22 protein-coding genes are annotated in these 23,442 nt (G+C 73.6%); 11 read left to right on the top strand and 11 right to left on the bottom strand.

Features of this window, described 5'->3' with window-relative positions; all coding sequences use genetic code 11:
- Window positions 1-8 precede the first annotated feature (8 nt).
- The 4 genes from nadC to AB0C62_RS34520 are packed head-to-tail and all read right to left on the bottom strand — an operon-like array spanning window position 9 to window position 4,685.
- Window positions 9-986 carry a carboxylating nicotinate-nucleotide diphosphorylase gene (nadC, locus tag AB0C62_RS34535; protein WP_362980045.1) on the bottom strand — a complete coding sequence of 326 codons (978 nt, stop codon included), beginning with the start codon at window positions 984-986 and terminating at the stop codon, window positions 9-11.
- Between the two features lie 5 nt (window positions 987-991).
- A complete protein-coding gene (locus tag AB0C62_RS34530) occupies window positions 992-2,761 on the bottom strand; it encodes an L-aspartate oxidase (protein ID WP_362980043.1) in 1,770 nt (589 codons plus the stop codon).
- On the bottom strand, window positions 2,758-3,750 hold the full coding sequence (gene panC, locus AB0C62_RS34525) for a pantoate--beta-alanine ligase (RefSeq protein ID WP_362980041.1): 993 nt from the start codon (window positions 3,748-3,750) through the stop codon (window positions 2,758-2,760). Before panC ends, AB0C62_RS34530 begins: the two co-directional genes overlap by 4 nt.
- Entirely contained in the window at window positions 3,747-4,685 is a 939-nt protein-coding gene (locus AB0C62_RS34520) for a DUF2520 domain-containing protein (RefSeq protein WP_362980039.1), read from the bottom strand. The genes panC and AB0C62_RS34520 overlap by 4 nt, the downstream gene beginning before the upstream one ends.
- Window positions 4,686-4,906: 221 nt before the next feature.
- Between AB0C62_RS34520 and AB0C62_RS34515 the strand changes: the two genes are divergently transcribed.
- A complete protein-coding gene (locus AB0C62_RS34515) occupies window positions 4,907-6,112 on the top strand; it encodes a beta-eliminating lyase-related protein (protein ID WP_362980037.1) in 1,206 nt (401 codons plus the stop codon).
- Between the two features lie 47 nt (window positions 6,113-6,159).
- Here AB0C62_RS34515 and AB0C62_RS34510 read toward each other — a convergent pair whose 3' ends face one another.
- Window positions 6,160-6,378 carry a hypothetical protein gene (locus AB0C62_RS34510; RefSeq protein ID WP_362980035.1) on the bottom strand — a complete coding sequence of 73 codons (219 nt, stop codon included), beginning with the start codon at window positions 6,376-6,378 and terminating at the stop codon, window positions 6,160-6,162.
- Window positions 6,379-6,535: 157 nt separating this feature from the next.
- Here AB0C62_RS34510 and AB0C62_RS34505 point away from each other — a divergent pair, with 157 nt between their 5' ends.
- Window positions 6,536-7,642, top strand: a complete 1,107-nt coding sequence (locus AB0C62_RS34505) for a DUF5937 family protein (protein ID WP_362980033.1) — start codon at window positions 6,536-6,538, stop codon at window positions 7,640-7,642.
- A gap of 51 nt (window positions 7,643-7,693) precedes the next feature.
- Here the strand turns inward: AB0C62_RS34505 and AB0C62_RS34500 are convergent, their stop codons facing one another.
- From AB0C62_RS34500 to AB0C62_RS34490, 3 genes are all read right to left on the bottom strand, one after another.
- Window positions 7,694-8,326, bottom strand: a complete 633-nt coding sequence (locus AB0C62_RS34500) for an AAA family ATPase (protein WP_362980031.1) — start codon at window positions 8,324-8,326, stop codon at window positions 7,694-7,696.
- Window positions 8,327-8,390: 64 nt separating this feature from the next.
- Complete coding sequence (locus tag AB0C62_RS34495; protein WP_081218619.1) at window positions 8,391-9,062, bottom strand: response regulator transcription factor; 672 nt, start codon at window positions 9,060-9,062, stop codon at window positions 8,391-8,393.
- A gap of 67 nt (window positions 9,063-9,129) precedes the next feature.
- A complete protein-coding gene (locus tag AB0C62_RS34490; RefSeq protein ID WP_362980029.1) occupies window positions 9,130-10,335 on the bottom strand; it encodes a sensor histidine kinase in 1,206 nt (401 codons plus the stop codon).
- Window positions 10,336-10,453: 118 nt separating this feature from the next.
- Between AB0C62_RS34490 and AB0C62_RS34485 the strand changes: the two genes are divergently transcribed.
- Window positions 10,454-11,530: an SAM-dependent methyltransferase gene (locus AB0C62_RS34485; RefSeq protein WP_362980027.1), complete on the top strand. Its 1,077-nt coding sequence runs from the start codon at window positions 10,454-10,456 to the stop codon at window positions 11,528-11,530.
- Here the strand turns inward: AB0C62_RS34485 and AB0C62_RS34480 are convergent.
- Window positions 11,495-12,646, bottom strand: coding sequence for an NADH-quinone oxidoreductase subunit D (locus tag AB0C62_RS34480; RefSeq protein ID WP_362980025.1), 1,152 nt, complete (start codon window positions 12,644-12,646; stop codon window positions 11,495-11,497). The genes AB0C62_RS34485 and AB0C62_RS34480 overlap by 36 nt on opposite strands.
- 31 nt (window positions 12,647-12,677) lie before the next feature.
- Between AB0C62_RS34480 and AB0C62_RS34475 the strand changes: the two genes are divergently transcribed.
- Both AB0C62_RS34475 and AB0C62_RS34470 read left to right on the top strand, forming a co-directional pair.
- Window positions 12,678-13,181, top strand: coding sequence for a PH domain-containing protein (locus AB0C62_RS34475; protein ID WP_362980023.1), 504 nt, complete (start codon window positions 12,678-12,680; stop codon window positions 13,179-13,181).
- Window positions 13,182-13,249: 68 nt separating this feature from the next.
- Window positions 13,250-14,569, top strand: a complete 1,320-nt coding sequence (locus AB0C62_RS34470; protein ID WP_362980095.1) for a PH domain-containing protein — start codon at window positions 13,250-13,252, stop codon at window positions 14,567-14,569.
- Between the two features lie 216 nt (window positions 14,570-14,785).
- Here AB0C62_RS34470 and AB0C62_RS34465 read toward each other — a convergent pair whose 3' ends face one another.
- Together AB0C62_RS34465 and AB0C62_RS34460 are read right to left on the bottom strand one after the other, a co-directional pair.
- Window positions 14,786-16,477, bottom strand: coding sequence for a hypothetical protein (locus AB0C62_RS34465; protein ID WP_362980021.1), 1,692 nt, complete (start codon window positions 16,475-16,477; stop codon window positions 14,786-14,788).
- A gap of 478 nt (window positions 16,478-16,955) precedes the next feature.
- Window positions 16,956-18,086 (bottom strand): alpha/beta hydrolase-fold protein, encoded by a 1,131-nt coding sequence (locus AB0C62_RS34460; RefSeq protein WP_362980019.1) that lies wholly within the window; start codon window positions 18,084-18,086, stop codon window positions 16,956-16,958.
- Window positions 18,087-18,309: 223 nt separating this feature from the next.
- Between AB0C62_RS34460 and AB0C62_RS34455 the strand changes: the two genes are divergently transcribed.
- From AB0C62_RS34455 to AB0C62_RS34430, 6 genes are all read left to right on the top strand, one after another.
- Window positions 18,310-20,115, top strand: coding sequence for a phosphatidylglycerol lysyltransferase domain-containing protein (locus tag AB0C62_RS34455; protein ID WP_362980017.1), 1,806 nt, complete (start codon window positions 18,310-18,312; stop codon window positions 20,113-20,115).
- A gap of 99 nt (window positions 20,116-20,214) precedes the next feature.
- Window positions 20,215-21,126, top strand: a complete 912-nt coding sequence (gene folP / locus AB0C62_RS34450; protein ID WP_362980015.1) for a dihydropteroate synthase — start codon at window positions 20,215-20,217, stop codon at window positions 21,124-21,126.
- A complete protein-coding gene (locus AB0C62_RS34445; protein ID WP_362980013.1) occupies window positions 21,123-21,617 on the top strand; it encodes a nuclear transport factor 2 family protein in 495 nt (164 codons plus the stop codon). The genes folP and AB0C62_RS34445 overlap by 4 nt, the downstream gene beginning before the upstream one ends.
- A gap of 247 nt (window positions 21,618-21,864) precedes the next feature.
- The gene (folB, locus tag AB0C62_RS34440; protein ID WP_164372926.1) at window positions 21,865-22,224 is read left to right on the top strand and encodes a dihydroneopterin aldolase; all 360 of its coding nucleotides are present in this window, start codon (window positions 21,865-21,867) and stop codon (window positions 22,222-22,224) included.
- Window positions 22,221-22,835 carry a 2-amino-4-hydroxy-6-hydroxymethyldihydropteridine diphosphokinase gene (gene folK / locus AB0C62_RS34435; RefSeq protein ID WP_362980011.1) on the top strand — a complete coding sequence of 205 codons (615 nt, stop codon included), beginning with the start codon at window positions 22,221-22,223 and terminating at the stop codon, window positions 22,833-22,835. The genes folB and folK overlap by 4 nt, the downstream gene beginning before the upstream one ends.
- Before the next feature lie 69 nt (window positions 22,836-22,904).
- Window positions 22,905-23,393 (top strand): DUF3180 domain-containing protein, encoded by a 489-nt coding sequence (locus tag AB0C62_RS34430; RefSeq protein WP_362980009.1) that lies wholly within the window; start codon window positions 22,905-22,907, stop codon window positions 23,391-23,393.
- Window positions 23,394-23,442 lie beyond the last annotated feature (49 nt).

Below are 23,442 nucleotides of genomic sequence, written 5' to 3'. Positions count from 1 at the left end.
GGCCGGGGTTACTCCGCCGCTCGCAGGTCGAGGCCGATGTCCAGGATCGGCGAGGAGTGCGTGAGCGCGCCCACGGCCAGGAAGTCGACGCCCGTCTTCGCGTACGCCCCGGCGTCGGCGAGAGTGAGCCGGCCGGACGCCTCCAGGAGGGCACGGCCCTCGACGACGCCCACGGCCTCCGCGCACTCGGCGGGCGTGAAGTTGTCCAGAAGGATCAGGTCGGCGCCCGCGTCCACGACGTCGCGCAGCTGCCCCAGGGTGTCGACCTCGACCTCGATCGCGAGGTCCGGGAAGGCCTCCCGCACGGCCTTGAAGGCCTGGGCCACGCCGCCCGCGGCGACCACGTGGTTGTCCTTGACCAGCGCGGCGTCCGAGAGGGACATGCGGTGGTTCACGCCGCCGCCGCAGCGCACGGCGAACTTCTCCAGCGAGCGCAGGCCCGGCGTCGTCTTGCGGGTGTCCCGCACGCGGGTCGTGGTGCCCTCCAGGGCGTCCGCCCACGCGCGCGTGGCGGTCGCGATGCCGGACAGGCGGCACAGGATGTTCAGCGCGCTGCGCTCGGCCGTCAGCAGGTCGCGGGTGCGGGTGGTGACGCTGAGCAGGGTCTGGCCGGCCTCGACGCGCTCGCCGTCCTCGACGTGCCGCTCGACCTCGAACTCGTCCGTGCAGACCACCGAGAGCACGGCCTCGGCGACCCGCAGGCCCGCGACGACGCCCGCGTCCCGGGCGGTGAAGTCACCGGTGGACACGGCGTCCTCGGAGACGGTCGCGACGCTCGTCACGTCCACCCCGTGGTCGAGGTCCTCCTGGATCGCCACGTTGGCGATGTCCTCGACCTCGAGGGGGTCGAGTCCGGCGTCGGCGAGGAGCTGGGCGAGCGCGGGGTCGAGGCCGCACTCCAGGTACTCCTCGTCCGTTTCGGCGCCGCAGCCGCAGCCGTCGCCGCAGCCGCCGCTCTGGACGAGGGGAAGGTCGGGGGTGCTCACTTCGGTCACTGCTCCTGGGGACGGGACGGGGGCGCCTGACGAGGCTGCCGGGTCGTCGGGGGGAAGTCTGCGGTATCGGTGGTCCGGACCGCGAGTGTCCGGTCGGGATTCAGCCGTACGACGATGTGGCGGCGCCAGTCCGTGTCGTCCCGGTCCGCGTGGTCCTCGCGCCAGTGGCAGCCGCGGGTCTCCTCGCGCAGGAGGGCGGCGGCGACCAGGACGCGGCCCACGCACAGCAGGTTGGTCGCCTCCCAGGTGTCGACGCCCGGCTCGGAGGTCTTGCCGTTCTCGTCGAGGGCGTCCCGCGCCTCGCTGTGCAGCCGCTGGAGCTGCTCGGCCGCGGTCGCGAGGGACTCGGCGGAGCGCAGCACGCCGGCGCCGTCGGTCATGATCCGCTGGATCGCGAACCGGGCCTCGGAGGCGAGCAGCGGGTGCGCGGGCTTCTCGGGGTGCGGGACGGGCTCGGGCACGCGCGCGTGCAGGCCGTTCGCGGCGTGGCTCGCCGTGATGTCGGCGGCGATGCGCTCGGCGTAGACCAGGCCTTCCAGCAGCGAGTTGGAGGCGAGCCGGTTGGCGCCGTGGACGCCGGTGCAGGCGACCTCGCCGCACGCGTACAGGCCGGGAACGGTGGTGTGGCCGCGGGCGTCGGTCCGCACGCCTCCGGAGGCGTAGTGGGCGGCCGGGGCCACCGGGACGGGCTCGGTCACGGGGTCGATGCCGTGGGCGCGGCAGGCGGCGAGGATGGTCGGGAAGCGGTGCTCCCACATCTCGGCGCCGAAGTGCCGGGCGTCGAGGAACATGTGCTCGGCGTCCTGCTCCTGCATGCGGCGCATGATGCCCTTGGCGACGATGTCGCGGGGCGCCAGCTCGGCCAGTTCGTGCTGGCCGACCATGAAGCGCACGCCGTCCGCGTCGACCAGGTGGGCGCCCTCGCCGCGGACCGCCTCGGAGACCAGCGGCTGCTGTCCCTCCGCGTCGGCCCCGAGGAACAGCACCGTCGGGTGGAACTGGACGAATTCGAGGTCGGAGACCTCGGCGCCCGCGCGCAGGGCGAGGGCCACGCCGTCGCCCGTGGAGACGGACGGGTTGGTGGTCGCGGAGTAGACCTGGCCCATGCCGCCGGTGGCGAGGACCACGGCGGGGGCGTGCACGGCGCCCACGCCGTCGTGCTGGCCCTCTCCCATGACGTGCAGGGTGACGCCCGCGGTGCGGCCCTCGGCGTCCGTGAGGAGGTCGAGGACGAGCGCGTTCTCCACCGTGGTCAGCCCGCGCGCGCGGACCGCCTCGACGAGGGCCCGGGAGATCTCGGCACCCGTGGCGTCGCCGCCCGCGTGCGCGATGCGCCGGCGGTGGTGACCGCCCTCGCGGGTGAGTTCGAGGCCACCCTCGGAGGACTCGTCGAAGTGGGCGCCGGTCGCGATGAGCCGGCGGACGGCGTCGGGGCCCTCGGTGACGAGGATGCGGACCGCTTCCTCGTCGCACAGCCCGGCGCCCGCGACGAGGGTGTCGTCGAGGTGCTGCTCGGGGGTGTCGCCGTCGCCGAGGGCCGCGGCGATGCCGCCCTGCGCCCAGCGGGTGGAGCCGTCGTCGAGGCGGGCCTTGGTGACGACGACGGTGCGCAGCCCCGCGGCCTCGCAGCGCAGGGCCGTGGTCAGCCCGGCGACGCCGGAGCCCACGACCACGACGTCCGCGGTGAGGGCCCAGCCGGGAGCGGGCGCGTGCAGGCGTATGCAGGTGCCCGTAGCGGTGTCTGAACCTGTGCCTTTGCCGGTCACGAGGCGGCTCCGAAGGTGAGGGGGATGTTGTCGATCAGCCGGGTCGTCCCGACCCGGGCGGCGACGGCGAGGACCGCCTCGCCGGTGAAGTCGTCCTGGATGTCGCTGAAGTCGGACGGGTCGACGAGGGCGAGGTAGTCCAGGGTCAGCGGCGGGTTCATGCGGGCCGCCTCGTCGAGGACGAGCCGCGCGGCCGAGCGGACCCCGACGGGTCCGCCGGGGGCGGCCTTCGCGACGGCGTGCGCGTCGGCCGCGGCCCGGGACTCGCCCAGGGCGCTGAGGGCCTCGGCACGCGCGCGGGTGGCGGGCACCTCGCGGGCCCGGGCGCGCAGCGCCTCCTGCGCGGCGTGCCGGTCGCGCCCCGCGAACAGGGCCTGCGAGAGGGCGAGCGCGGTGCGCCGCTCGGCCTGTGCCAGGTAGCGGTTGCGGCTGGAGAGGGCGAGGCCGTCCTCCTCGCGCACGGTGGGCACGCCGACGACGTCCACGCCGAAGTTCAGGTCGCGGACCATGCGCCGGATCAGCGCGAGCTGCTGGGCGTCCTTCTGCCCGAACAGCGCGGCGTCCGGGCGGGTGAGGTGCAGGAGCTTGGCGACGACGGTGAGCATGCCGTCGAAGTGTCCCGGCCGTGCGGAGCCCTCCAGGCGCTCGCCCATCGGCCCGGCGGAGATCCGGACCTGCGGTTCGCCGCCGGGGTATACCTCGTCCACGGAGGGCGCGAACACGACGTCCGCACCGGCCAGTTCGGCGATCTTCAGGTCGGCGTCGAGGGTGCGCGGGTAGCGGTCGAGATCCTCGCCCTGCCCGAACTGGAGGGGGTTCACGAAGACGGTCACGACGACCTCGCCGTCGTCGCCCGCGATCTCGCGGGCGGTGCGGACCAGGGTGGCGTGGCCCTCGTGGAGGGCGCCCATCGTCATGACGACGGCGCGGCGGCCGGTGCGGGCGCGCGCGTGCAGCTCGTCGGCGGTGCGCAGCAGGGCTGTGGTCATCGGGTGTCTCCCTCGGTCCCCTGGGTCCCGTCCGCTCCGTTGGCGAGTACCCCCAGGAGGTCCTCGGCGAGTTCCGGCTTGAGCAGTCCGTGGGCGAGCGCGCGGTCGGCGGTCGCGCGGGCCATCGCGAGATAGCCGGCGACGGTCTGCGGGGCGTGCTCGCGCAGTTCGGCGACGTGCGCGGCGACCGTCCCGGCGTCACCGCGCGCGACGGGTCCGGTGAGGGCCGCGTCGCCCGATCGCAGGGCGTTGTCCAGCGCGGCGCCCAGCAGCGGGCCGAGCATCCGGTCCGGGGCCTCGACACCGGCGGTGCGCAGCAGCTCCATGGACTCGGCGACCAGGGTCACCAGGTGGTTCGCGCCGAGCGCGAGGGCGGCGTGGTAGAGCGGCCGGGACTCCTCGGCGATCCACTCGGGCTCGCCGCCCATCTCGATCACCAGGGCCTCGGCGGCCAGCCGCAGCTCGTCGGGCGCGGTGACCCCGAAGGAGCAGCCGGCGAGCCGCTGGACGTCCACGGCGGTGCCGGTGAAGGTCATCGCGGGGTGCAGGGCGAGCGGCAGGGCGCCCGCCCTGAGGACCGGGTCGAGGACGCGCGCGCCGTACCGGCCGGAGGTGTGCACGACGAGCTGGCCGGGGCGGACGGCGCCGGTCTCGGCGAGTCCCTCGACGAGACCGGGCAGGGCGTCGTCCGGGACGGTCAGCAGCACCAGTTCGGAGCGCTCCAGGACCTGCGCCGGGGAGAGCAGCGGCACGTCGGGCAGCAGCTGCGCGGCGCGGCGCCGGGAGGCGTCCGAGACGCCCGAGACGGCCACCGGGCGGTGCCCGGCGAGCTGGAGGGCCGCGGCGAGCGCGGGGCCGACACGGCCCGCGCCGACGACGCCGACGGCGAGCCGCGCGGGGCGGTCCTTGGGCTCTGACTGCGGGAATGTACTCACTCGACGGCGGCCTTCCGTTCCAGTCCGCTCGGGGTACCGGACGATTTCTCGTCATGTTAACGCGATTGCCTCGGCGGGCGTCCGGTCGTCCACAGGCTGTGGGTGCCCGCGGACCGTCCGACTCGCCGTTCCACCCACCGCGCGAACACGATCTGCGCAGGTCAGGGGCGTGCGGAAAATTCGAGATGACCGGCCGGGCAGGCTCAGGACATCATCCAGGGATGAGCGACAGGGCGGCAGAGGCCGGTACGGAGCCTGCGGAGCAGGTCGGGGAAGAGGCGGCGCGGCTGTCTCCCAAGGAGCGGTTCGAGCGGCGCGCGCTCGCCTGGAAGACGGCGGAACGGGTGCTGTGGCGGCCCAGCTACCAGCAGACGCTCCGTGAGCGCCTGGCGTGGCTGAGCGAGGCCGCCGAGGAGGCGTACGACCTCGACGGGCGGGTCGACATGTACGGCGACGGCATCGTCGAGGCCCTGGAGGAGCGCGTCGCCGGGCTGCTGGGCAAGGAGGCGGCGGCGTTCTTCCCGACCGGCACCATGGCCCAGCAGGTCGCGCTGCGCTGCTGGGCGGGCCGCACCGGGAACCCCACGGTGGCCCTGCACGCCCTCAACCACCCGGAAGTCCATGAGCGCCATGCGTTCAGCCAGGTCAGCGGCTTGCGCACGGTGCGTCTGACGGACGAGTCGCGGATGCCGACCGCCGAGGAGGTACGGGACTTCCCCGAGCCGTTCGGCGCGCTGCTCCTGGAACTGCCCCTCAGGGACGCCGGTTTCGTCCTGCCCGGCTGGGAGGAGCTGACCGAGGTCGTGGAGGCCGCCCGCGAACGGGACGCGGTGGTCCACTTCGACGGGGCCCGCCTCTGGGAGTGCACCCCGCACTTCGGCCGCCCCCTCGACGAGATCGCGGGCCTCGCGGACAGCGTGTACGTGTCGTTCTACAAGTCCCTCGACGGCTTCGGCGGCGCGGCGATCGCCGGCCCCAGGACCCTCGTCGACGAGGCGAAGACCTGGCGGCACCGCTACGGCGGCATGATCATCCAGCAGTTCCCGACCGTCCTGTCCGCCCTGGTCGGCCTGGAGCGGGAGCTGCCCCGGCTGCCGGAGTACGTCGCCCACGCGCGCGTGGTGGCCACCGCCCTGCGCGAGGGACTCGCCGAGGCGGGGGTGCCGTGGGCCCGCGTCCACCCGGAGGTGCCGCACACCCACCAGTTCCAGGTCTGGCTGCCGTACGACCCGGACGTCCTCGGGGACGCGGCGCTGCTGCAGACCGAGGAGACGCGGACGGGCCTGTTCGGCCAGGGCTGGTCGCCCGGCGGCCCGGGCCTCTCACTCACCGAGGTCACCGTCGCCGAGCCGGGCCTGGAGTGGACGGCGGACGACGTGAAGGCGGCCGTCCGCGAGTTCGTGAAGCGGCTGCCCGCGGGTTCGTGACGCGGTTGCCCGGCGCTGTCCCGGATCGGCCACGGCCGATCCGGGGCTCAGCAGGCCGGGTGGTGGCGTCCCGCGTGCAGCCACCGGCCCAGGGCGCCCCGGATCCGCCCCCGCGCCGGACGCCCGGCCACGACCGCCCGGAAGCGCCGGTACTCCCGCAGCTCGGGCACGGTCTCGGCGTCGTGGGTTCCCGGCGCCGGAGGGGCGGGCTCAGCGTGCTGCGCGGCCCGGTAGGTGTCCAGGAGGTACTGCTGGGTGATGCTCATGACGGATCGCCTCTCGGGACGGTGACGGGATCCGAAGGCCCGCGCGAAGTGCCGTGGTCATCCCAGGTTGCGCCTGATCACCGCGGGTGTCGCGTCGGTTGACGGCTGCGGTCGATCGACGGCGGCCGGTGTCGGTGGCGGGGTGCACCATGGGGGCATGAGCGTGCGTATCGACATCGGCGGGCTGCGGCCGGAGCGGATCAGTTTCGTGCCGTCCCCGCTGGCCGAGCTGGGCATGGCGCTGCACGCGCTCGCGGAGCCGGCCCACCACCCCGGGCTCCAGGGCTGGGTGACCGGCGTGACCGCCGGGCTCGACCCGCACCTCGCGGACCGCATGTGCGAGGCGGACTTCCTGTGGCGTACGACGTTCTCGGACCTGTTCCTGCCGTGCGCGGGCATCCCCGGCGGGGCCACCCTGCCGGGGATGACGCTCGCCGAGGACCTGGACCTGCTGGACAAGCTCACCGACGAGCAGTTCGTGGACGCGGCCCTGGAGTTCACCGCCGCGCTGGCGTACAGCTCCGCGGGACCGCACGCCCTCACCGACCCCGAGGTGCGCCGCAGGGCCGTCGACCTGGCCGCCTCGCGCGGCCCGCAGCAGACGCGGTTCACCGAGCGGCTGCTGGCGGACCCACCCGGCGTCCGGGCCTGGCTGCGGCAGTTCCTGGAGGACTGCGACGAGGCCTTCTTCGCCGAGACCTGGTCCCGGCTGCGGCACCCGCTGGCCGCCGAGGCCCGTCACCGGACCGAGCTGCTCCGCCGCAGGGGCCTGGCCGAGGCGCTGTCCTCCGTCTCCTCCGCGCTGTCGCTGGACGAGACGGCCGGGCACATCGTCGTCGACAAGCTGACCGAGGGACACACGGTCACGGCGGACGGCGGTCTGCTCCTCGTCCCCACCAGCCTCGGCCGCCCGCACCTGATGGTCCTGCACCGGTACCGGTGGCAGCCCGTGCTGCACTACCCCGTCAGCTCCCCCGACCTCGCCGTCCCGCCCTCGGTGGAACAGCTCACCCTGCGCATGACCGCCCTCTCGCACCCGGTCCGGATGCGCATCTGCCGTCACCTGGCCCGCAGCGCGTACACCACCGGGGAGCTGGCGCACGTGCACGGCGTGACCGCGCCGGAGATATCCCGGCACCTGAGCGTGCTGAAGAAGGCGGGCCTGATCACCACCCGGCGGCGCGGCCGGTACGTGCTGCACCAGCTCGACGTCGGCGTGGTGGCCCGGCTGGGCAGCGACTTCCTGGAAGGCCTGCTGCGGTAGGGCCGCCCGCCGGTGGGCGGGCGGAAGGACGGCGCGGACGGGCGCCGGGGGTCAGTCGAACCGGATGTGGCGCGCGCTCGTCCACGCACGCCGCAGGCGCCCGCGGACGAGTCCGTCGCGGTTCGGCGTGAGCGCCAGTCCCGCGAGCACCGCGATCCGGTCGGCGGTCCTCGCGACCGTCGCCTGGTCGGTCCACAGATGCTCGGCGAAGTCCGGTTCGCGCAGCCGCTCCAGGCAGTGGTCGAGCTGTTCCACGGCCCAACTCTCGCGCCGCAGCGGGGCGTCCCTCCCGGCGACGTACCGCAGCAGCCGCCCGAAGCCACGCTCACGCAGCCGCGCCAGTACGGTCTCCCGCTCGGCCAGCAGCGTGAAGTGCCGTACGTCGTGGCCCAGTTCGCGAAGGCGGCCGACCGTCTCCGCGAAGTACCGCGGATCGGTCACCGTCATGGGCGCGATGACCACACCGTCGTGCTTGCCGAGCGCGAGGTCGAGCACCTCGACGACACCCTGCCGCCAGGACGCCAAGTCCTGGAAGTCGCCGCGCAGTTCGGGCGGCAGCATCCGGCGCAGACCGAAGCCGGGATGTTCCGGGTCGCAGATGACACTGCCGGGCAGCCGGCGCTGGATCTCGTGTGCGGTCTGTGTCTTGCCGCCACCGAAGGGGCCGTTGATCCACAGGAGCATGCGCAGACCCTAGTGGGCGCCGGTCACGCCCCGGTCACGCCTCAGGTCCCGGGCGCCGTACGGATCAGCCGAGCCCGCCGGCCCGGACCAGGCCCGTCTCGTAGGCCAGCACGACGACCTGGACCCGGTCGCGCAGCCCCAGTTTCGTGAGGATGCGCCCCACGTGGGTCTTCACGGTGGCCTCGGAGAGGACGAGGCGCGCCGCGATCTCGCCGTTCGACAGTCCCTGCGCGACGAGGATCATCACCTCGCGCTCCCGCTCGGTGAGCCGCTCCAGGCCCTTGTGCTGCGGCTCCTTGCCCGTGTTGGGCAGCATCGGCGCGAACCGGTCGAGCAGCCGCCGCGTGGTCGACGGCGCGACCACCGCGTCACCGCTGTGCACGGACCGGATGGCGGCGAGCAGCTCGCCGGGCGGCACGTCCTTGAGCATGAATCCGGAGGCGCCCGCCTTGAGCCCGGAGAAGGCGTACTCGTCGAGGTCGAAGGTGGTGAGGATCAGCACCTTCGGCGGGTTCGGGTCCGAGCAGATGCGGCGGGTCGTCTCCACGCCGTCCAGCTTCGGCATGCGGACGTCCATCAGCACCACGTCGACCGCGGTGGCGCTCAGCACCTGGAGGGCCTCGACGCCGTCGCCCGCCTCGGCCACGACCTCCATGTCCGGCTGGGCGGCGAGCACCATCCGGAAGCCGGTGCGCAGCAGCACCTGGTCGTCGACGAGCATCACGCGGATCGCCATCGGGGTCCTTTCACTTCGTACGGATCACCGTACGCATCAACCTACGGATCAAGTGTGTGTACAGGTGTCAGTGGGCCGGTTTGAGCGGCAGCAGGGCGCTGATGCGGAAGCCTCCACCCGGCCGCGGCCCCGCGTCCAGGGTGCCGCCGACCATGCCGATGCGCTCCCGCATGCCGATCAGGCCGTGGCCCTGCCCGTCGGCGCCCCCGTCCTCGTACAGCTCGTGGGGCGCGCCCTTGCCGTCGTCCTCGACGAGCAGGCCGAGGCCGTCGTCGAAGTAGACCAGGCGGACACTGGCCCCCGCGTTCGGCCCCCCGTGCTTGCGCGTGTTGGTGAGCGCCTCCTGCACGATGCGGTACGCCGTCAGCTCCACGCCGCTGGGCAACGGGCGCGGGGTGCCCTCCACCTTGAAGTCGACGGGGAGGCCGGAGGCGCGGCACTGCTCGATGAGGTCGTCGAGCTGCTCGACGTCGGGCTGCGGCACGTACTCGCCGACCTCCTGGTGCTCGCCGGTGCGCAGGACGCCGAGCAGGCGGCGCATCTCGGCCAGCGCCTGGCGGCCGGTCCCGGAGATGGTCTCCAGGGCCTTCCTGGCCTGGTCCGGGGCGCTGTCCATGACGTATGCGGCGCCGTCGGCCTGGACCACCATCACCGAGACGTTGTGCGCGACGACGTCGTGCAGCTCACGGGCGATCCGGGCACGCTCGGCGGCGACCGCCACCTTGGCCTGCGCCTCCCGCTCCTTCTCCAGCCGGGCCGCGCGCTCCTCCAGCTGGGCGAGGTAGGCCCGGCGGGTGCGGATCGAGTCGCCGAGCACCCAGGCGAGCGCGAACGGGACGGTCTGGAAGATCGCTATGAGGACGCCGCCCAGGGCGCCCGACTCGTTCGCCGGCCAGCGGAGCTGCGCGAGCGTGCCCGCGCACAGGCCGCCGACCAGCGCGAACCGCGAGGCCCAGCGCGCGCCGTCCGCGGCGACCGTGTAGATGATCACCAGCATCGCGAAGTCGGCGGTCATCACCTCGACGTCGACGACGAGCTGCACGAAGCCCATGGCCGCGGCCAGGACGAGCATCTTCTCCGGCATCCGGCGGCGCAGCGCGACCGCCACGCACAGGAAGAAGGCGATGGGCAGCGACTCGGCGATCGACCCGTGGTGGTCCGCTGCCCCGTCGACACTGACGATGTTCACGCCGGTGATCCCGAGCAGGGCGACGGCCCAGAAGCTGTCGACCCATGTCGGGTGCCTGCGGAGAAAGTCATAGAGGCGCTGCACGTAACCCAGAGTAGGGAAGCGTGCAGTGTGCAGGGGTCAACCGGAGGACCGATCCGGGACCGCCCCTCGTACTCCCCAAGGTGGAGGCCCTCCCGTACCCGGCGCTTAGTGTGGGCCGGTGACAGCGACGACAGGCCTCAGGGCGAACGGCCGGTGGCGCGGGTGGCGCGAGGCGACACACGAGGCGCTGTACGGGCCCGCCGGCTTCTACCGCAGGCCCGAGGGGCCCGCGGGGCACTTCCGGACCTCGGTGCACGCGTCCCCGCTCTTCGCGGCGGCCGTGGCGCGGCTGCTGTGCCGTCTCGACGCGGCACTCGGCCGGCCCGGGGAGCTGGCGTTCGTCGACATGGCGGCCGGCCGCGGCGAGCTGGCGGCCGGGGTCCTCGCCACTCTCCCCGCCGAGGTGGCGGCCCGCGTGCGCGCGTACGCGGTCGAGCGCGCCGGCCGTCCCGCCGGTCTGGACGCCCGGATCACCTGGCTCGCCGAGCCGCCGCGCGGGATCACCGGGCTGCTCTTCGCCAACGAGTGGCTGGACAACGTGCCGGTCGACGTGGCCGAGGCGGACGCGGAGGGGGTGCCGCGGCTGGTCCTCGTGGGCGACGACGGCTCCGAACGCCTCGGGGAGCCCGTCGACGGCGCGGACGCGGAGTGGCTGCGCACCTGGTGGTGGCCGCCGTCCTCCGCCCCCTCCGAAGGCTCCCGTGCCGAGATCGGGCTGCCCCGGGACCTGGCCTGGGCCGACGCGGTGGCCTCGCTCGACCGGGGGCTCGCGGTCGCCGTCGACTACGCCCACTTCGACGGACGGCGGCCGCCCTTCGGGACCCTCACCGGGTTCCGCGACGGACGGGAGACGGCGCCGGTGCCGGACGGTTCGTGCGACATCACCGCCCATGTGGCGCTGGACGCGTGCGCCCGGACCGGAGGCCACGTGACGACGCAGCGCGCGGCGCTTCGGGCGCTGGGCGTGAGCGGCGCACGCCCTCCGCTCACGCTCGCGTCGACGGACCCCGCCGGCTACGTCCGTGCCCTCGCGGGTGCCGGGGCGGCGGCGGAACTCACCGCGCCGGGCGGCCTCGGCGACTTCGGCTGGCTGATCCGTCCCGTCGGCCTCCGGGACACTCCCGAAGGCGTCCCGGCGGGCGGCGACCCCTTCGGGGCGCTACTTGTCGATGTCCCCGACGACGAAGAACAGTGACCCGAGGATCGCCACCATGTCGGCGACCAGCGTGCCGGGCAGCAGCTCGGTGAGCGCCTGGATGTTGTTGTAGGACGCGGACCGCAGCTTCAGCCGGTACGGCGTCTTCTCGCCCTTGCTGACGAGGTAGTAGCCGTTGATGCCCAGCGGGTTCTCGGTCCACGCGTACGTGTGTCCCTCGGGTGCCTTCAGGACCTTGGGCAGCCGCTGGTTGATCGGCCCGGGCGGCAGCTCGGCGAGCCGGTCCAGGCAGGCGTCCGCGAGGTCCAGGGAGACGTGCGTCTGCTCCAGGAGGCATTCGAAGCGGGCCAGGCAGTCGCCCTCCTGCCGGGTGACGACCCGCAGGGTGTCCCGCAGCTCGCCGTACGCGAGATAGGGCTCGTCACGGCGCAGGTCGAAGTCCACACCGGAGGCGCGCGCGACGGGACCGCTCACTCCGTAGGCGTGCACGGCCTCCGCGGAGAGGGTGCCCACACCGCGGGTCCGCCCCCGGAAGATCTCGTTGCCGAGCACCAGGTCGTCGTACACGCCCATCCGCGAGCGCAGCGCGGCGACCGAGGCACGCGCGCGGGTGGCCCATCCGGCCGGGAGGTCCTCCTTGAGGCCGCCGACCCGGTTGAACATGTAGTGCATGCGCCCGCCGGAGATCTCCTCCATGACGTGCTGCAGTTCCTCGCGCTCCGTGAAGGCGTGGAAGATCGGGGTGATCCCGCCCAGCTCCAGGGGGTAGGACCCCAGGAACATCAGGTGGTTGAGGACGCGGTTCAGCTCGGCGAGGAGCGTGCGGGTCCACACCGCGCGCGCGGGCACCTCCATACCGAGCATCCGCTCCACGGCGAGGACGACGCCCAGCTCGTTCGAGAAGGCGGACAGCCAGTCGTGGCGGTTGGCCAGCATGATGATCTGGCGGTAGTCGCGCGCCTCGAAGAGCTTCTCCGCGCCGCGGTGCATGTAGCCGACGACCGGCTCCGCGTGCTGGATCCGCTCGCCGTCGAGCACGAGCTTCAGTCGGAGCACGCCGTGCGTGGACGGGTGCTGGGGGCCGATGTTGAGCACCATGTCGGTGCTCTCCGCGGCGCCGCCGATACCGACCATGGTCTCCGTCGTGGGAGTCATGGACACAGTCTGTCGTACGTACGCTTGCCCCATGGAGACGGGGAGCACGCAGACGGCCGAGAACGCGACGCCCGAGCCGGTCTGGACGGGACTGCCTCGGGGGCTGCTGCGGATGCGCCGGCTGCTGCTGGTGGTGTGGCTGGGGCTGCTGACGGTCGCCGTCGGAGTGCTCCTCGGCGTGTTCGCGGGCACCGGCTGGGCCCTGTTCGCACTGCTCCCGCTCGCCCTGGCCGGGTGGGGCTGGCGCATGCTGGGCCGCAACTGGCGCTCCTGGCGGTATGCCGAGCGCGCCGACGACCTGCTGATCAGCCGGGGCGTGCTGTGGCGCGAGGAGACCGTGGTGCCGTACGGGCGCATGCAGCTGGTCGAGGTGACCTCCGGGCCGGTCGAGCGGCACTTCGGGCTCGCCAGCGTGCAGCTGCACACGGCGGCCGCGGCGACCGACGCCTGCATCCCCGGGCTCGACCCGGCCGAGGCGGAGCGGCTGCGCGACCGGCTGACCGAACTCGGCGAGGCCCGATCGGCGGGCCTGTGAGCACGGCCTCCCCGGGCCCCTCGGGGCCCCCGCCCGTCGTGCCAGGGAGTCCGTCCGCGGCGACCGCGCTGCCGGACGAGGGCTCCGTGGGCGTACGGGAGCCGCTGTCCGAGCGGCGGCTGCACCCCGTGACGCCGTTCCGCCGTGCCTGGGCACCCGTCGCCGTGATCGCCGGCTGGGCCGTCCACGACCCCAACCAGGCGCAGGAACAGCTGACCCGGCTCACCACGACGGCGCTGCTCGTCGGGCTCGCCGTGATCGTGCCGGGCGCCGCCCTGTACGGCTTCCTGAGCTGGTGGTTCACCCACTTCGCGGTGACGGACACGGAACTGCGCATCCGTACGGGGCTGTTGTTCCGCCGCACCGCGCACATCCGGCTCGACCGGCTCCAGGCCGTCGACGTCACCCAGCCGCTGCTGGCCCGCGTCGCGGGCGTCGCCAAGCTGAAGCTCGACGTGGTCGGGGCGGACAAGAAGGACGAACTGGCCTATCTGGGCGAGGGCGAGGCCCGCAAGCTCCGTGCCGTGCTCCTCGCCCGCGCGGCCGGGTTCACGCCCGAGGCCGCCCGCGAGGTCGGCGAGGCACCGGTGCGGCGACTGCTGCACGTGCCGCCCGGCGTCCTCGCCGTCTCCCTGGTGCTGACCGGCGCCACCTGGGGCTCCCTGGCCGCCGCACTCGTCGTACCGCCGCTGCTGTGGTTCGCCACGCACAGCGTGTGGACGGTCCTCGCGACCGGCGTCCCGCTGCTCGGCGCGGCGGGCGCGAGCAGCGTGGGCCGCTTCGTCGGCGAGTACGACTGGACGGTGGGCGAGTCCCCCGACGGGCTGCGCATCGACCACGGGCTCCTCGACCGTACGCACGAGACGGTGCCGCCCGGCCGGGTGCAGACCGTCCGGATCGTCGAGCCGCTGCTCTGGCGGCGCCGCGGCTGGGTCCGCGTCGAACTGGACGTGGCGGGGTCGTCGAACTCGGTCCTCGTGCCGGTCGCCCCGCGCGAGGTGGCCGAGGCCGTGATCGCCGCCGTGCTGCCCGGGGTGACCGTCCCCGCTTCCCTGGACCGGCCGCCGCGGCGGGCCCGCTGGTGCCTGCCGTTCTGGTGGCGGGGCTACGGACTCGCCGTCACCGACACGGTCTTCGCGGCGCGCCACGGTCTGCTCCGGCGCAGCCTCTCCCTGGTCCCGCACGCGAAGGTGCAGAGCGTCCGGCTGACGCAGGGGCCGTGGGAGCGGCTCAAGGGAGTGGCCGACGTGCACGTCGACACGGGCGCGGGCAAGACGGTGACGGCACGGCTGCGCGACACCACCGAGGCGAGGGAACTGCTCCAGGCGCAGGCCGACCGTTCCCGCACGGGGCGCCGGGAGGCCCGGCCGGACCGGTGGATGGCCTGACGGGGCGGAGCGTGTGACGGCGTGCGGGTCTTCGAGCGGGGCTTCCGACACGGGCATGCACGCGTCGGGGCTTCCGACATGGGCATGCACGCGCGCGTGGCCGCGAAAAGAGCGCCACGCGCGCGTGCCGGGGCCATCCAGGCGGAGACAGCGGTGAGGGCAGTGGCGTCGTGCCACTGCCCTCACCGCGTCGGCCGCCTCGGATGTGCGAGCGGCTCAGGAAGCCGCGCTCCGCAGCCCCGCCACGTCGATCTGCTCCGTCTCGTCGTGCGCGGTCAGGTCGATGACCTGACCGGCCCCGAGCGAACCCTCGCTCGCGGTCTTGAACCCCGACTCCGCCTCCGCCTTGTGCAGGGCGAGCGCCTCCTGACCGACGACGTCGGCCAGGTCCTCGTTCTGCACGGCCTCCATCGCGGCGGCGTCGGCGGCCTCCTTCTGCGTACCGAAGAAGTCGAACCCGCCCTCGACCGAGGGACGTCGCACCGGTGCGGTGGGCGGGACGACGGCCACGGCCGTCGGAACGGTGAAGTGCCCGGAACGCTTCGCGGGCTCGGCGGGCTTGACGGGGTGGTGCGCCCGGGCCGCCGGAGCCGGCGCGGCCTCCGGTGCGGACGGAGCGGAGGAACCCGGGGTGGCCTGGGTGGACGAGGCGGCCCGGGCGGCCGGGCGGGACGGCGAAGGCTTGGCCTCGGCGGCCGCGCGCTGATGCCCGCCGACCGCCTCGGGCTTCCCCTGCGCCCCACCGTCCTCCGCGCCGGCGCCCGAGGACGGGCCGGGTCCGGTGGCGGGACCCGATCCGGTGGAGGGCCCCGCGTCGGGCGGTGTCGCCGACCCGGCCCGTGAAGCGCCCTTCGGGGGCTCGGTGTTGGTGGTCGCGGCCTTCGGGCCGGTCGTGCGCTGCCGGGTCGCCGCGCTCTTGCGGGCCGCCGCGTCCTTCACGGCCGCGTCGAGCGCGGACTCGCCGCGCTCGGCACCCTGGGAGGTGGCCTTCGCCGGTTCCGTACCGCCTTCGGCGTCCGCGCCCGTGTCGGGCGCGGCGTCGGGGTCCGGGTCGGCGTCGGGATCGGTGTCGCTGTCGGACTCCGCCACGGCGACCGCTCCGGGAGCCGCCGCTTCGGCGCTCTCCTTCTGCGGGCCACCACTCGATATCCGGCTCAGCGCGGCGCCCGCCCGCAGGAACAGCCCCGAACCGGCGGGCGAGAAGACCTCACCCTCCTTGCCGGCGTCGGCGTCGGCGGTGGCCTCCGCATCCGTGCCGTCAGCGGAATCCGTGGTGTCGGCGGTGCCCTCGGACGACGCGTCGTCCCCGGCCGCCGTCCCGCCGTCCGCCGCGGCCTCGTCGGCCTCCGCCGTCGTGGAGTCGCTCGCGTCCTTCGTGTCGTCCTGCGCGTCCGTCGCCGAGTCGGCGTCCTCGGCCTGCCCGGCCGCCACCGCGTCGGAGGACCGCTCGCGCCTGCCTTCCGTGTCCGGAGCGTCGGCGACGCCGAAGAATCCCGCCGGGTCGACGGGTTCCGGAGCAGCGGTCTCGTCGGGAGCGGTCCGCGCGGCCGGGAGGGCACGCGTCGGGACCGACGCCTCTATGGCGAGCTGCCGGCGGCCCTCCAGGGCGGTCGCCCGCTCCGTCTCCGCCGTCGCGTACCGCCGCAGCAGCGCCGCGTGTTCGTTGCGCAGGCCGGCCAGCTCGGTGCGCTTGGCGCGCAGCTTGTGCTCCAGCTTCACCCGCAGCTCGCGCGACTCGTCGAGGTCGGTCTCCAGTTCGGCGACCCGCTCGTCGTGACGCCACTCGTCGCTCGCCCGCGCGCGCGTGAGGTCGGCGACGCGTTTGCCCGCCGCGGTGTCCCAGCGGCGCATGACGACCGCACCGGCGACCGCCGTCACCGCGGCACCCGCGGCCAGCACACGGAGCACGGCCGGCTCCGTGAACAACCAGGGCCCCACGGCACAGACGAGCGACACGCCGGCGATCGCCGAAGGAGGCAGCAGCCTGTGCAAGGGCGGGGAATGGCGGTGGCGTCCACGTGGCATGGCCAGAAACTTACCGCGCGTAGGCGAATCGTGGTGCCCCGCACGGTAAAAACACAGCCACCCCGGAGGCTTTGTCGCGTACCGGCCGCCGACAGGACGTGTCCCTTGTCCCGCAAGGGCCGTCGCAAACCACCGGCCTCCCCAGCCCGTTGATCAATTCGGCCCTTCCCGGGACCGTCACCGCACCGGAATCAGCGGGCGGCGGCGCGGACGGCGGCAATTCTCCGGGACGGCTTTTCGGCGCCGGTCACCGAATTCGTGCCGCCCGGGCACGCCCCCGTCACAACCCCCGCCCACGGCACCCTCACGCCCCCTCACGACCCCGCGCGGGACACCGCTGCGGCGCGCGGCACGGCACGCCTCAGCCGCCGCCCAGCCGTCCGCTCATCCACTGGAGCGCCGCCGGGATCTCCCGCCGCCACGTGTTGAAGTTGTGGCCGCCGCTGTCGAGGATGATCGACGAGATCCGGGTCCGCCGGGTCGCCTTCACGAGGTCTATGAAGCCCAGGGTGTCCTTGTAGTTGGACTCGCCCATCCTGCTGCTGCTGACGAGCAGTGAGGTGTCGGGCGCGGGACGGTTCCTCAGGTACCAGCGCAGGTCCGCCCTGTCGCGCAGTCCCCTGTCGCCGTGGAAGAGGTCGCCCGTCGTACGGTCGATGGGCGCCTTGTAGTACGGCGAGAGGCCGGCGCCCGCGGCGTACACCCCGGGGTGGTGGACGGCCAGCTTCAGCGCGCAGTAGCCCCCCGTCGAGTCACCGATGACGCCCCAGCTCCCGGGCTTCGTGCCGACCCGGTAGTGGGCCGACACGGCGTCGGGCAGGTCCCTGGCGAAGAAGGACTCGGCCTGCGGTCCGCCGGGGACGTCCACGCACTCGGTGTCCCTCGGCGGCGCCACGGTCGGCCGCAGCATGACCAGGATCATCGGCTGGATCCTGCCGTTCTTCGCCAGCCGGCTCACGGTCTGCGGGTAGTGCAGCCCCTTGACGAGCGCACCGGCGGTCCCCGGATAGCCGGTCAGCACGGTGACGGCGGGGAACGTCCGGGTCCGGTAGCGCGGCTGGAAGTACTCGGGCGGCAGATAGACGTACGCGGGTGTGGCGATCCGGGTCGTACGGCCGACGATGTCGATCTTCTGGATCTGGCCGCCGGTCCACGGCCGGGAGCCGCCCGAGATGTTCACCCGCTGCGTATCGACCACTTGGAGGGGGCCGCCGCCCGCACCGCGCGCGCCGTTGTGGTCCACGACCACACCCTGGCCGCGCTCCTGGCCGAGCAGGTCGGCCCAGCTGGCGTAGAACCCGAACGCCTGGTTGGTGCCGAGTCCGACGCAGGCGAACAGCGCCAACTGGGTGGCCAGCAGGAGGCCCACGCGTCCGCTGACGGCCCGCCAGGTGCGCCGCGCCAGCCGCGGCCACCACCACACCGTGCCCGCGAACAGCAGTACGGCGAGCACGACCGCCAGTACCAGCACCTTGTTGCTCGTGAGACCCATGAGCTGCTCCGCCCGCGCTTTCCGCCCGAGGCGGTCCCGCTCCTTCGCGAGGCCTTGCCCTGGACTTTCCTTGCCTTTTGAACCGGCTTTCCGGAGACGAGTGAACCTGTGTCCCCAAGACACCGTCCTAGAGGGCGCAATGTCGCCGGATGCCGGAATGGCACCGGATTCAAGGTCTCTCGCAGAACTACGGGATGCGATGTCTGTCAGGATAGATGGGGAATTGTCGGGCGAGGTTCCGAGCCGAACAGGCCGAACGCGGCGCATACTCCGCGGTCCGAGCCCCGACGCCGTCCCCGCCCTGATCGCCAGGGCCTGCACGCTCGTCGGTCTCCTGGACATCGCCGCGGGCGTCTTCCCGCGCTTCCGTCACAGCCGTATGCACGCCCTCGCGGAGGTGCTGCCCGGCTCGTTCGGCCCGTTCGCCGCGGCCCTGTCGCTCAGTGCCGGCGTGCTCCTGCTGCTGCTCGCCCACGGGCTGCGGCGCCGCAAGCGACGGGCATGGCGTGCCGCGGTGGTCCTGCTCCCGCTGGGCGCCGTCGCGCAGTTCGCGTACCGGCACTCGCTGATCGGCGTCGTCATCTCGGCGGCGCTGCTCGCACCGCTGCTGCGCCACCGCGACGAGTTCGCGGCCCTGCCCGATCCGCGCAGCCGGTGGCGCGCGCTCGCCAACTTCGTCCTCATGGGCGCCGGTTCCCTCGTCCTCGGTCTCCTCATCGTCAGCGTCCACGAGAACCGCATGATCGGCGACCCGAGCCTGGCCGACCGCATCACCCACGTCCTGTACGGCCTGGTCGGCTTCGAGGGCCCCGTCGACTACGCGGGACCCACCTCCTGGACGGTCGCCTTCTCCCTCGGCGCCCTCGGCTGGCTGACCACCGTCACCACTGTCTACCTCGCCTTCCGCCCCGAGCACCCCGCCGCCCGGCTCACCGAGGACGACGAGGTCAGGCTCCGCGCCCTGCTCGACAGGCACGGCAGCCGCGACTCCCTCGGCCACTTCGCGCTCCGCCGCGACAAGGCGGTCGTCTTCTCGCCCAGCGGCAAGGCGGCGGTGACCTACCGGGTGGTCTCCGGGGTGATGCTCGCCAGCGGCGACCCCATCGGTGACGTGGAGGCCTGGCCCGGCGCCATCGAGCGCTTCATGGACGAGGCCCGGGCACACTCCTGGACCCCCGCCGTCATGGGCTGCTCCGAGACGGGCGGCGAGGTGTGGACCCGCGAAACCGGCCTCGACGCCCTCGAACTGGGGGACGAGGCGGTGGTGGATGTCGCGGATTTCTCCCTGGCCGGGCGCGCGATGCGGAACGTGCGCCAGATGGTGAAGCGCATCGAGCGGGCTGGCTACGAGACACGGGTACGGCGCATCCGTGACCTCGGCGAGGGCGAACTGGACCGGATACGGCGCGCCGCCGAGGACTGGCGCGGCACCGACACCGAACGCGGTTTCTCCATGGCGCTCGGCCGTATCGGTGACCCCTCCGACGGGGACTGTCTGATCGCCACCGCCCACAAGGCCGACGACCAGCCGGGACCGTACGGCGACCTGAAGGCCGTCCTGCACTTCGTCCCGTGGGGCACCGACGGGGTCTCCCTGGACCTCATGCGCCGCGACCGCGCTGCCGACCCCGGCATGAACGAACTCCTCATCGTGGCCGCGCTCCAGGCGGCCCCCCGCCTCGGCGTCACCCGGGTCTCCCTCAACTTCGCGATGTTCCGTGCCGCACTCGCCCGCGGCGAGAAGATCGGCGCCGGGCCCGTGCTGCGCGCCTGGCGCGGACTGCTCGTGTTCCTCTCCCGCTGGTTCCAGATCGAGTCCCTGTACAAGTTCAACGCGAAGTTCCGCCCCCGCTGGGAGCCGCGCTTCGTCGTCTACGCCTCCTCCCGGGACCTCCCCCGCATCGGCCTCGCCGCCATGCAGGCCGAGGGCTTCGTGAACCTCGCCCTCCCCCGCCTGCTGCGCCGCCGCCCCCGGGCCCCCCGCCCCTGCGCGCACGCACCGGCGGAACGCGACGTCAGAGCCGCCTAGCCCGGACACCGAGCCGTCGCCGCCCCCCGCCCGCACACGGGCGGGGGGCGGTGTGCCCGGTCAGGGCGATCCGGTCCGGCAGGGGCCTAGGCTGGGCGTATGAGCATTGAGCGCGGGCGCGGGCGAGTCGCGGGACTGCCGACGTGGGACCGCTGCGCGGTCATGGGGGTCGTGAACGTCACCCCCGACTCCTTCTCCGACGGCGGCCACTGGTTCAACACGACGGCGGCCGTCAAGCACGGCCTCGACCTGGTCGCCGAGGGCGCCGACCTGGTGGACGTGGGCGGCGAGTCCACCCGCCCCGGAGCCACCCGCGTCGACGAGGCGGAAGAGCTCAAGCGCGTCATCCCCGTCGTCCGCGGCCTCGCCGCCGAGGGCGTCACCGTCTCCGTGGACACCATGCGCGCCTCGGTCGCCGAGCAGTCCCTCGCCGCCGGAGCGGCCCTCGTCAACGACGTCAGCGGCGGCCTCGCCGACCCCGCGATGCTCCCGGCCGTCGCCGCGGCGGGCGCCCCCTTCGTCGTCATGCACTGGCGCGGCTTCCTCGCGGGCGGGAACGTGAAGGGCGTGTACGAGGACGTGGTCTCCGAAGTCGTCGACGAGCTGCACGCACGCGTGGAGGCCGTCATCGAGGCCGGTGTCGCCGCCGACCGGATCGTCGTCGACCCCGGGCTCGGCTTCTCCAAGGACCCCGAGCACGACCTCGCGCTCCTCGCCCACCTCGACCGCCTCAACACCCTCGGCCACCCCCTGCTGGTCGCCGCCTCCCGCAAACGTTTCCTCGGCCACGTCCTGGCCGACCCGAAGGGCGCGCCGCCGCCCGCGCGCGAACGCGACGCCGCCACCGCCGCCGTCTCCGCGATCGCCGCCCAGCACGGCGCCTGGGCGGTCCGCGTGCACGAGGTCAGGGCCACCGCCGACGCCGTACGGGTCGCCCGCGCCGTCGAGGGTGCCCGCACCGACGGGCCGTCCGGCACCGCCGGCCGTCCGGCCGCAGAGGGAGCCCGGTGAGCACACCGCAGACCGACGTCGAGCAGGTCGAAGGCGCCAACACGGCTTTCTACGAGGCGCTGGAGCGGGGCGACTTCGAGGCCCTCTCCGGCCTGTGGCTGGCCCCGCTGGACACGTCCGACGACGACTTCGCGGGCGAGGGCGCGGTCGTGTCCTGCGTCCACCCCGGCTGGCCCGTCCTCAACGGCCGCGGCGAGGTCCTCCGCTCGTACGCGCTGATCATGGCGAACACGGAGTACATCCAGTTCTTCCTCACCGACGTGCACGTCTCCGTCTCCGGCGACACCGCGCTCGTCACCTGTACGGAGAACATCCTCAGCGGTGGCCCGGCACCCGACGACGGCGAGGAACTCGGCCCGCTCGTCGGCCAGCTCGTCGTCGCCACGAACGTCTTCCGCCGTACCCCCGAGGGCTGGAAGCTCTGGTCCCACCACGCCTCACCCGTGCTCGCAGAATCCGGTGAGGAAGAGGACGAGGACACCGCCGGTTGAGTGGGTATGGGCCCCGCAGGGACCAAGAAGTGGTTGGAATCACCACCTCGGGGTAGGGGCGGCTACCAACCCGTGAGCCGCCGCGTTCCCCAGGGGAAACGCCCGGTGAAGCCTCGTCGCCTTCGCCCGGACGCCCGCCCCCGCGGGCGAACGCTGTCAGTGCCCGCAGGTAGATTCGCCTGAGGCTGGTGTGCCGACCGCACTCGGTGCACGACGGCCGTTACCGACGATTGCAGGAGTGATTCGCGTGGATCGTGTCGCGCTGCGCGGCCTCAAGGCCCGCGGGCACCACGGCGTCTTCCAGAGGGAGCGCGAGGAGGGCCAGACCTTCATCGTGGACCTGACGCTGGGCCTGGACATCCGGCCGGCCGCGGCCGACGACGACCTGGCGAAGACCGTGCACTACGGCATCGTGGCGGAGGAGGTCGTCGCCGTCGTCCAGGGCGAGCCCGTCGACCTCATCGAGACGCTCGCCGAGCGCATCGCCCAGACGTGCCTCAAGCACGACGGGGTCCTGGAGGTCGAGGTCTGCGTCCACAAACCGGACGCGCCGATCACGGTCCCCTTCGACGACGTGACCGTCACGATCACCCGGAGCCGAGCATGACCGCCGCGTCCTTCACCGAGGGTCAGAGCGACCCGACCGTACAGCCGGTGCCCGCCTCGGTCGTCGAGCGCGTGGACGCCGCCGACTCGACGCTGCAGAACCCCCGGCGCGCCGTGATCTCCCTCGGCTCGAACCTGGGCAACCGCCTGGAGACCCTCCAGGGCGCCATCGACGCCCTGGAGGACACCCCCGGCGTCCGCGTCAAAGCGGTCTCCCCCGTCTACGAGACGGAGCCGTGGGGCGTCGAACCGGGCAGCCAGCCCTCGTACTTCAACGCGGTCGTGGTCCTTCGGACCACCCTGCCGCCGTCCTCGCTCCTGGAGCGGGCGCACGCGGTCGAGGAGGCCTTCCACCGCGTACGGGACGAGCACTGGGGCCCCCGCACCATCGACGTGGACATCGTCGCGTACGCCGACCTCGTCTCGGACGACCCGGTGCTGACACTCCCTCACCCGCGCGCCCACGAGCGGGCCTTCGTCCTCGCTCCCTGGCACGACGTCGACCCCGAGGCGCAGCTTCCCGGCCGCGGTGCCGTCGCCCAGCTCCTCACCACGGTCACGCGGGACGGCGTCGCTCCCCGTGCGGACCTGGAACTCCGGCTGCCCGAGTAGTCGTTAAGGTCAGGACGACCACGGGCCGGCCGGCAAGGGCCGGCCCCCACGGGCTACCGAAGGGGCATCGTGAAAGAGCTGCGCATCAGGACACTGGCCGCGGTGTTCGTCGTGGCCGGAGTGCTGTCCTGGGCGGGCGCCCGCCTGTGGGCCGCGGTGGGCACGCTCCCCCGGGTCCCGCTGGCCGCACCCATCGTGCTCGCCCTGATCGCGATCGTCCTCCTCGCGACGGCCCTGTCGCTGCGCGCCCGCCTCAAGGCGCAGCGCGAGCGCCGCCCCGGCGCCAAGGGCGTCGACCCGCTGATGGCGGCCCGCGCGGTCGTCTTCGGCCAGGCGAGCGCCCTGGTCGCCGCCCTGGTGGCGGGACTGTACGGCGGGACCGGGGTCTTCCTCCTGGAGTCCCTGGAGGTCCCCGCCCGCCGCGACCAGGCGATCTACGCCGGCTTCTCCGTCGTCGCCGGCATCGCCGTCATAGCGGCCGGCTTCTTCCTGGAGCGCGTCTGCAAGCTCCCGGAGGACGACGACGAACACCACGGCGGAGCGGCCCCGGCCGCCTGACGACGAGCTGTACGCCATGGGCCCCGGCCCTGCCTTCGAAGGCAGGGCC

It is taken from the genome of Streptomyces sp. NPDC048643, assembly GCF_040650615.1.
Taxonomy (GTDB): Bacteria; Actinomycetota; Actinomycetes; order Streptomycetales; family Streptomycetaceae; genus Streptomyces.
This window is presented reverse-complemented; position numbering and strand designations above follow the sequence as displayed.

What these genes read in the sequence shown, in the direction of transcription:
- panC (WP_362980041.1), bottom strand. Translation starts at nt 3,750, where the DNA reads ATGACCACAGCCCTGCTGCGCACCGCCGACGAGCTGCACGCGCGCGCC.
- AB0C62_RS34515 (WP_362980037.1), top strand. Translation starts at nt 4,907, where the DNA reads ATGAGCGACAGGGCGGCAGAGGCCGGTACGGAGCCTGCGGAGCAGGTC.
- AB0C62_RS34510 (WP_362980035.1), bottom strand. Translation starts at nt 6,378, where the DNA reads ATGAGCATCACCCAGCAGTACCTCCTGGACACCTACCGGGCCGCGCAG.
- AB0C62_RS34505 (WP_362980033.1), top strand. Translation starts at nt 6,536, where the DNA reads ATGAGCGTGCGTATCGACATCGGCGGGCTGCGGCCGGAGCGGATCAGT.
- AB0C62_RS34500 (WP_362980031.1), bottom strand. Translation starts at nt 8,326, where the DNA reads ATGCTCCTGTGGATCAACGGCCCCTTCGGTGGCGGCAAGACACAGACC.
- AB0C62_RS34495 (WP_081218619.1), bottom strand. Translation starts at nt 9,062, where the DNA reads ATGGCGATCCGCGTGATGCTCGTCGACGACCAGGTGCTGCTGCGCACC.
- AB0C62_RS34480 (WP_362980025.1), bottom strand. Translation starts at nt 12,646, where the DNA reads ATGACTCCCACGACGGAGACCATGGTCGGTATCGGCGGCGCCGCGGAG.
- AB0C62_RS34475 (WP_362980023.1), top strand. Translation starts at nt 12,678, where the DNA reads ATGGAGACGGGGAGCACGCAGACGGCCGAGAACGCGACGCCCGAGCCG.
- AB0C62_RS34460 (WP_362980019.1), bottom strand. Translation starts at nt 18,086, where the DNA reads ATGGGTCTCACGAGCAACAAGGTGCTGGTACTGGCGGTCGTGCTCGCC.
- folP (WP_362980015.1), top strand. Translation starts at nt 20,215, where the DNA reads ATGAGCATTGAGCGCGGGCGCGGGCGAGTCGCGGGACTGCCGACGTGG.
- folK (WP_362980011.1), top strand. Translation starts at nt 22,221, where the DNA reads ATGACCGCCGCGTCCTTCACCGAGGGTCAGAGCGACCCGACCGTACAG.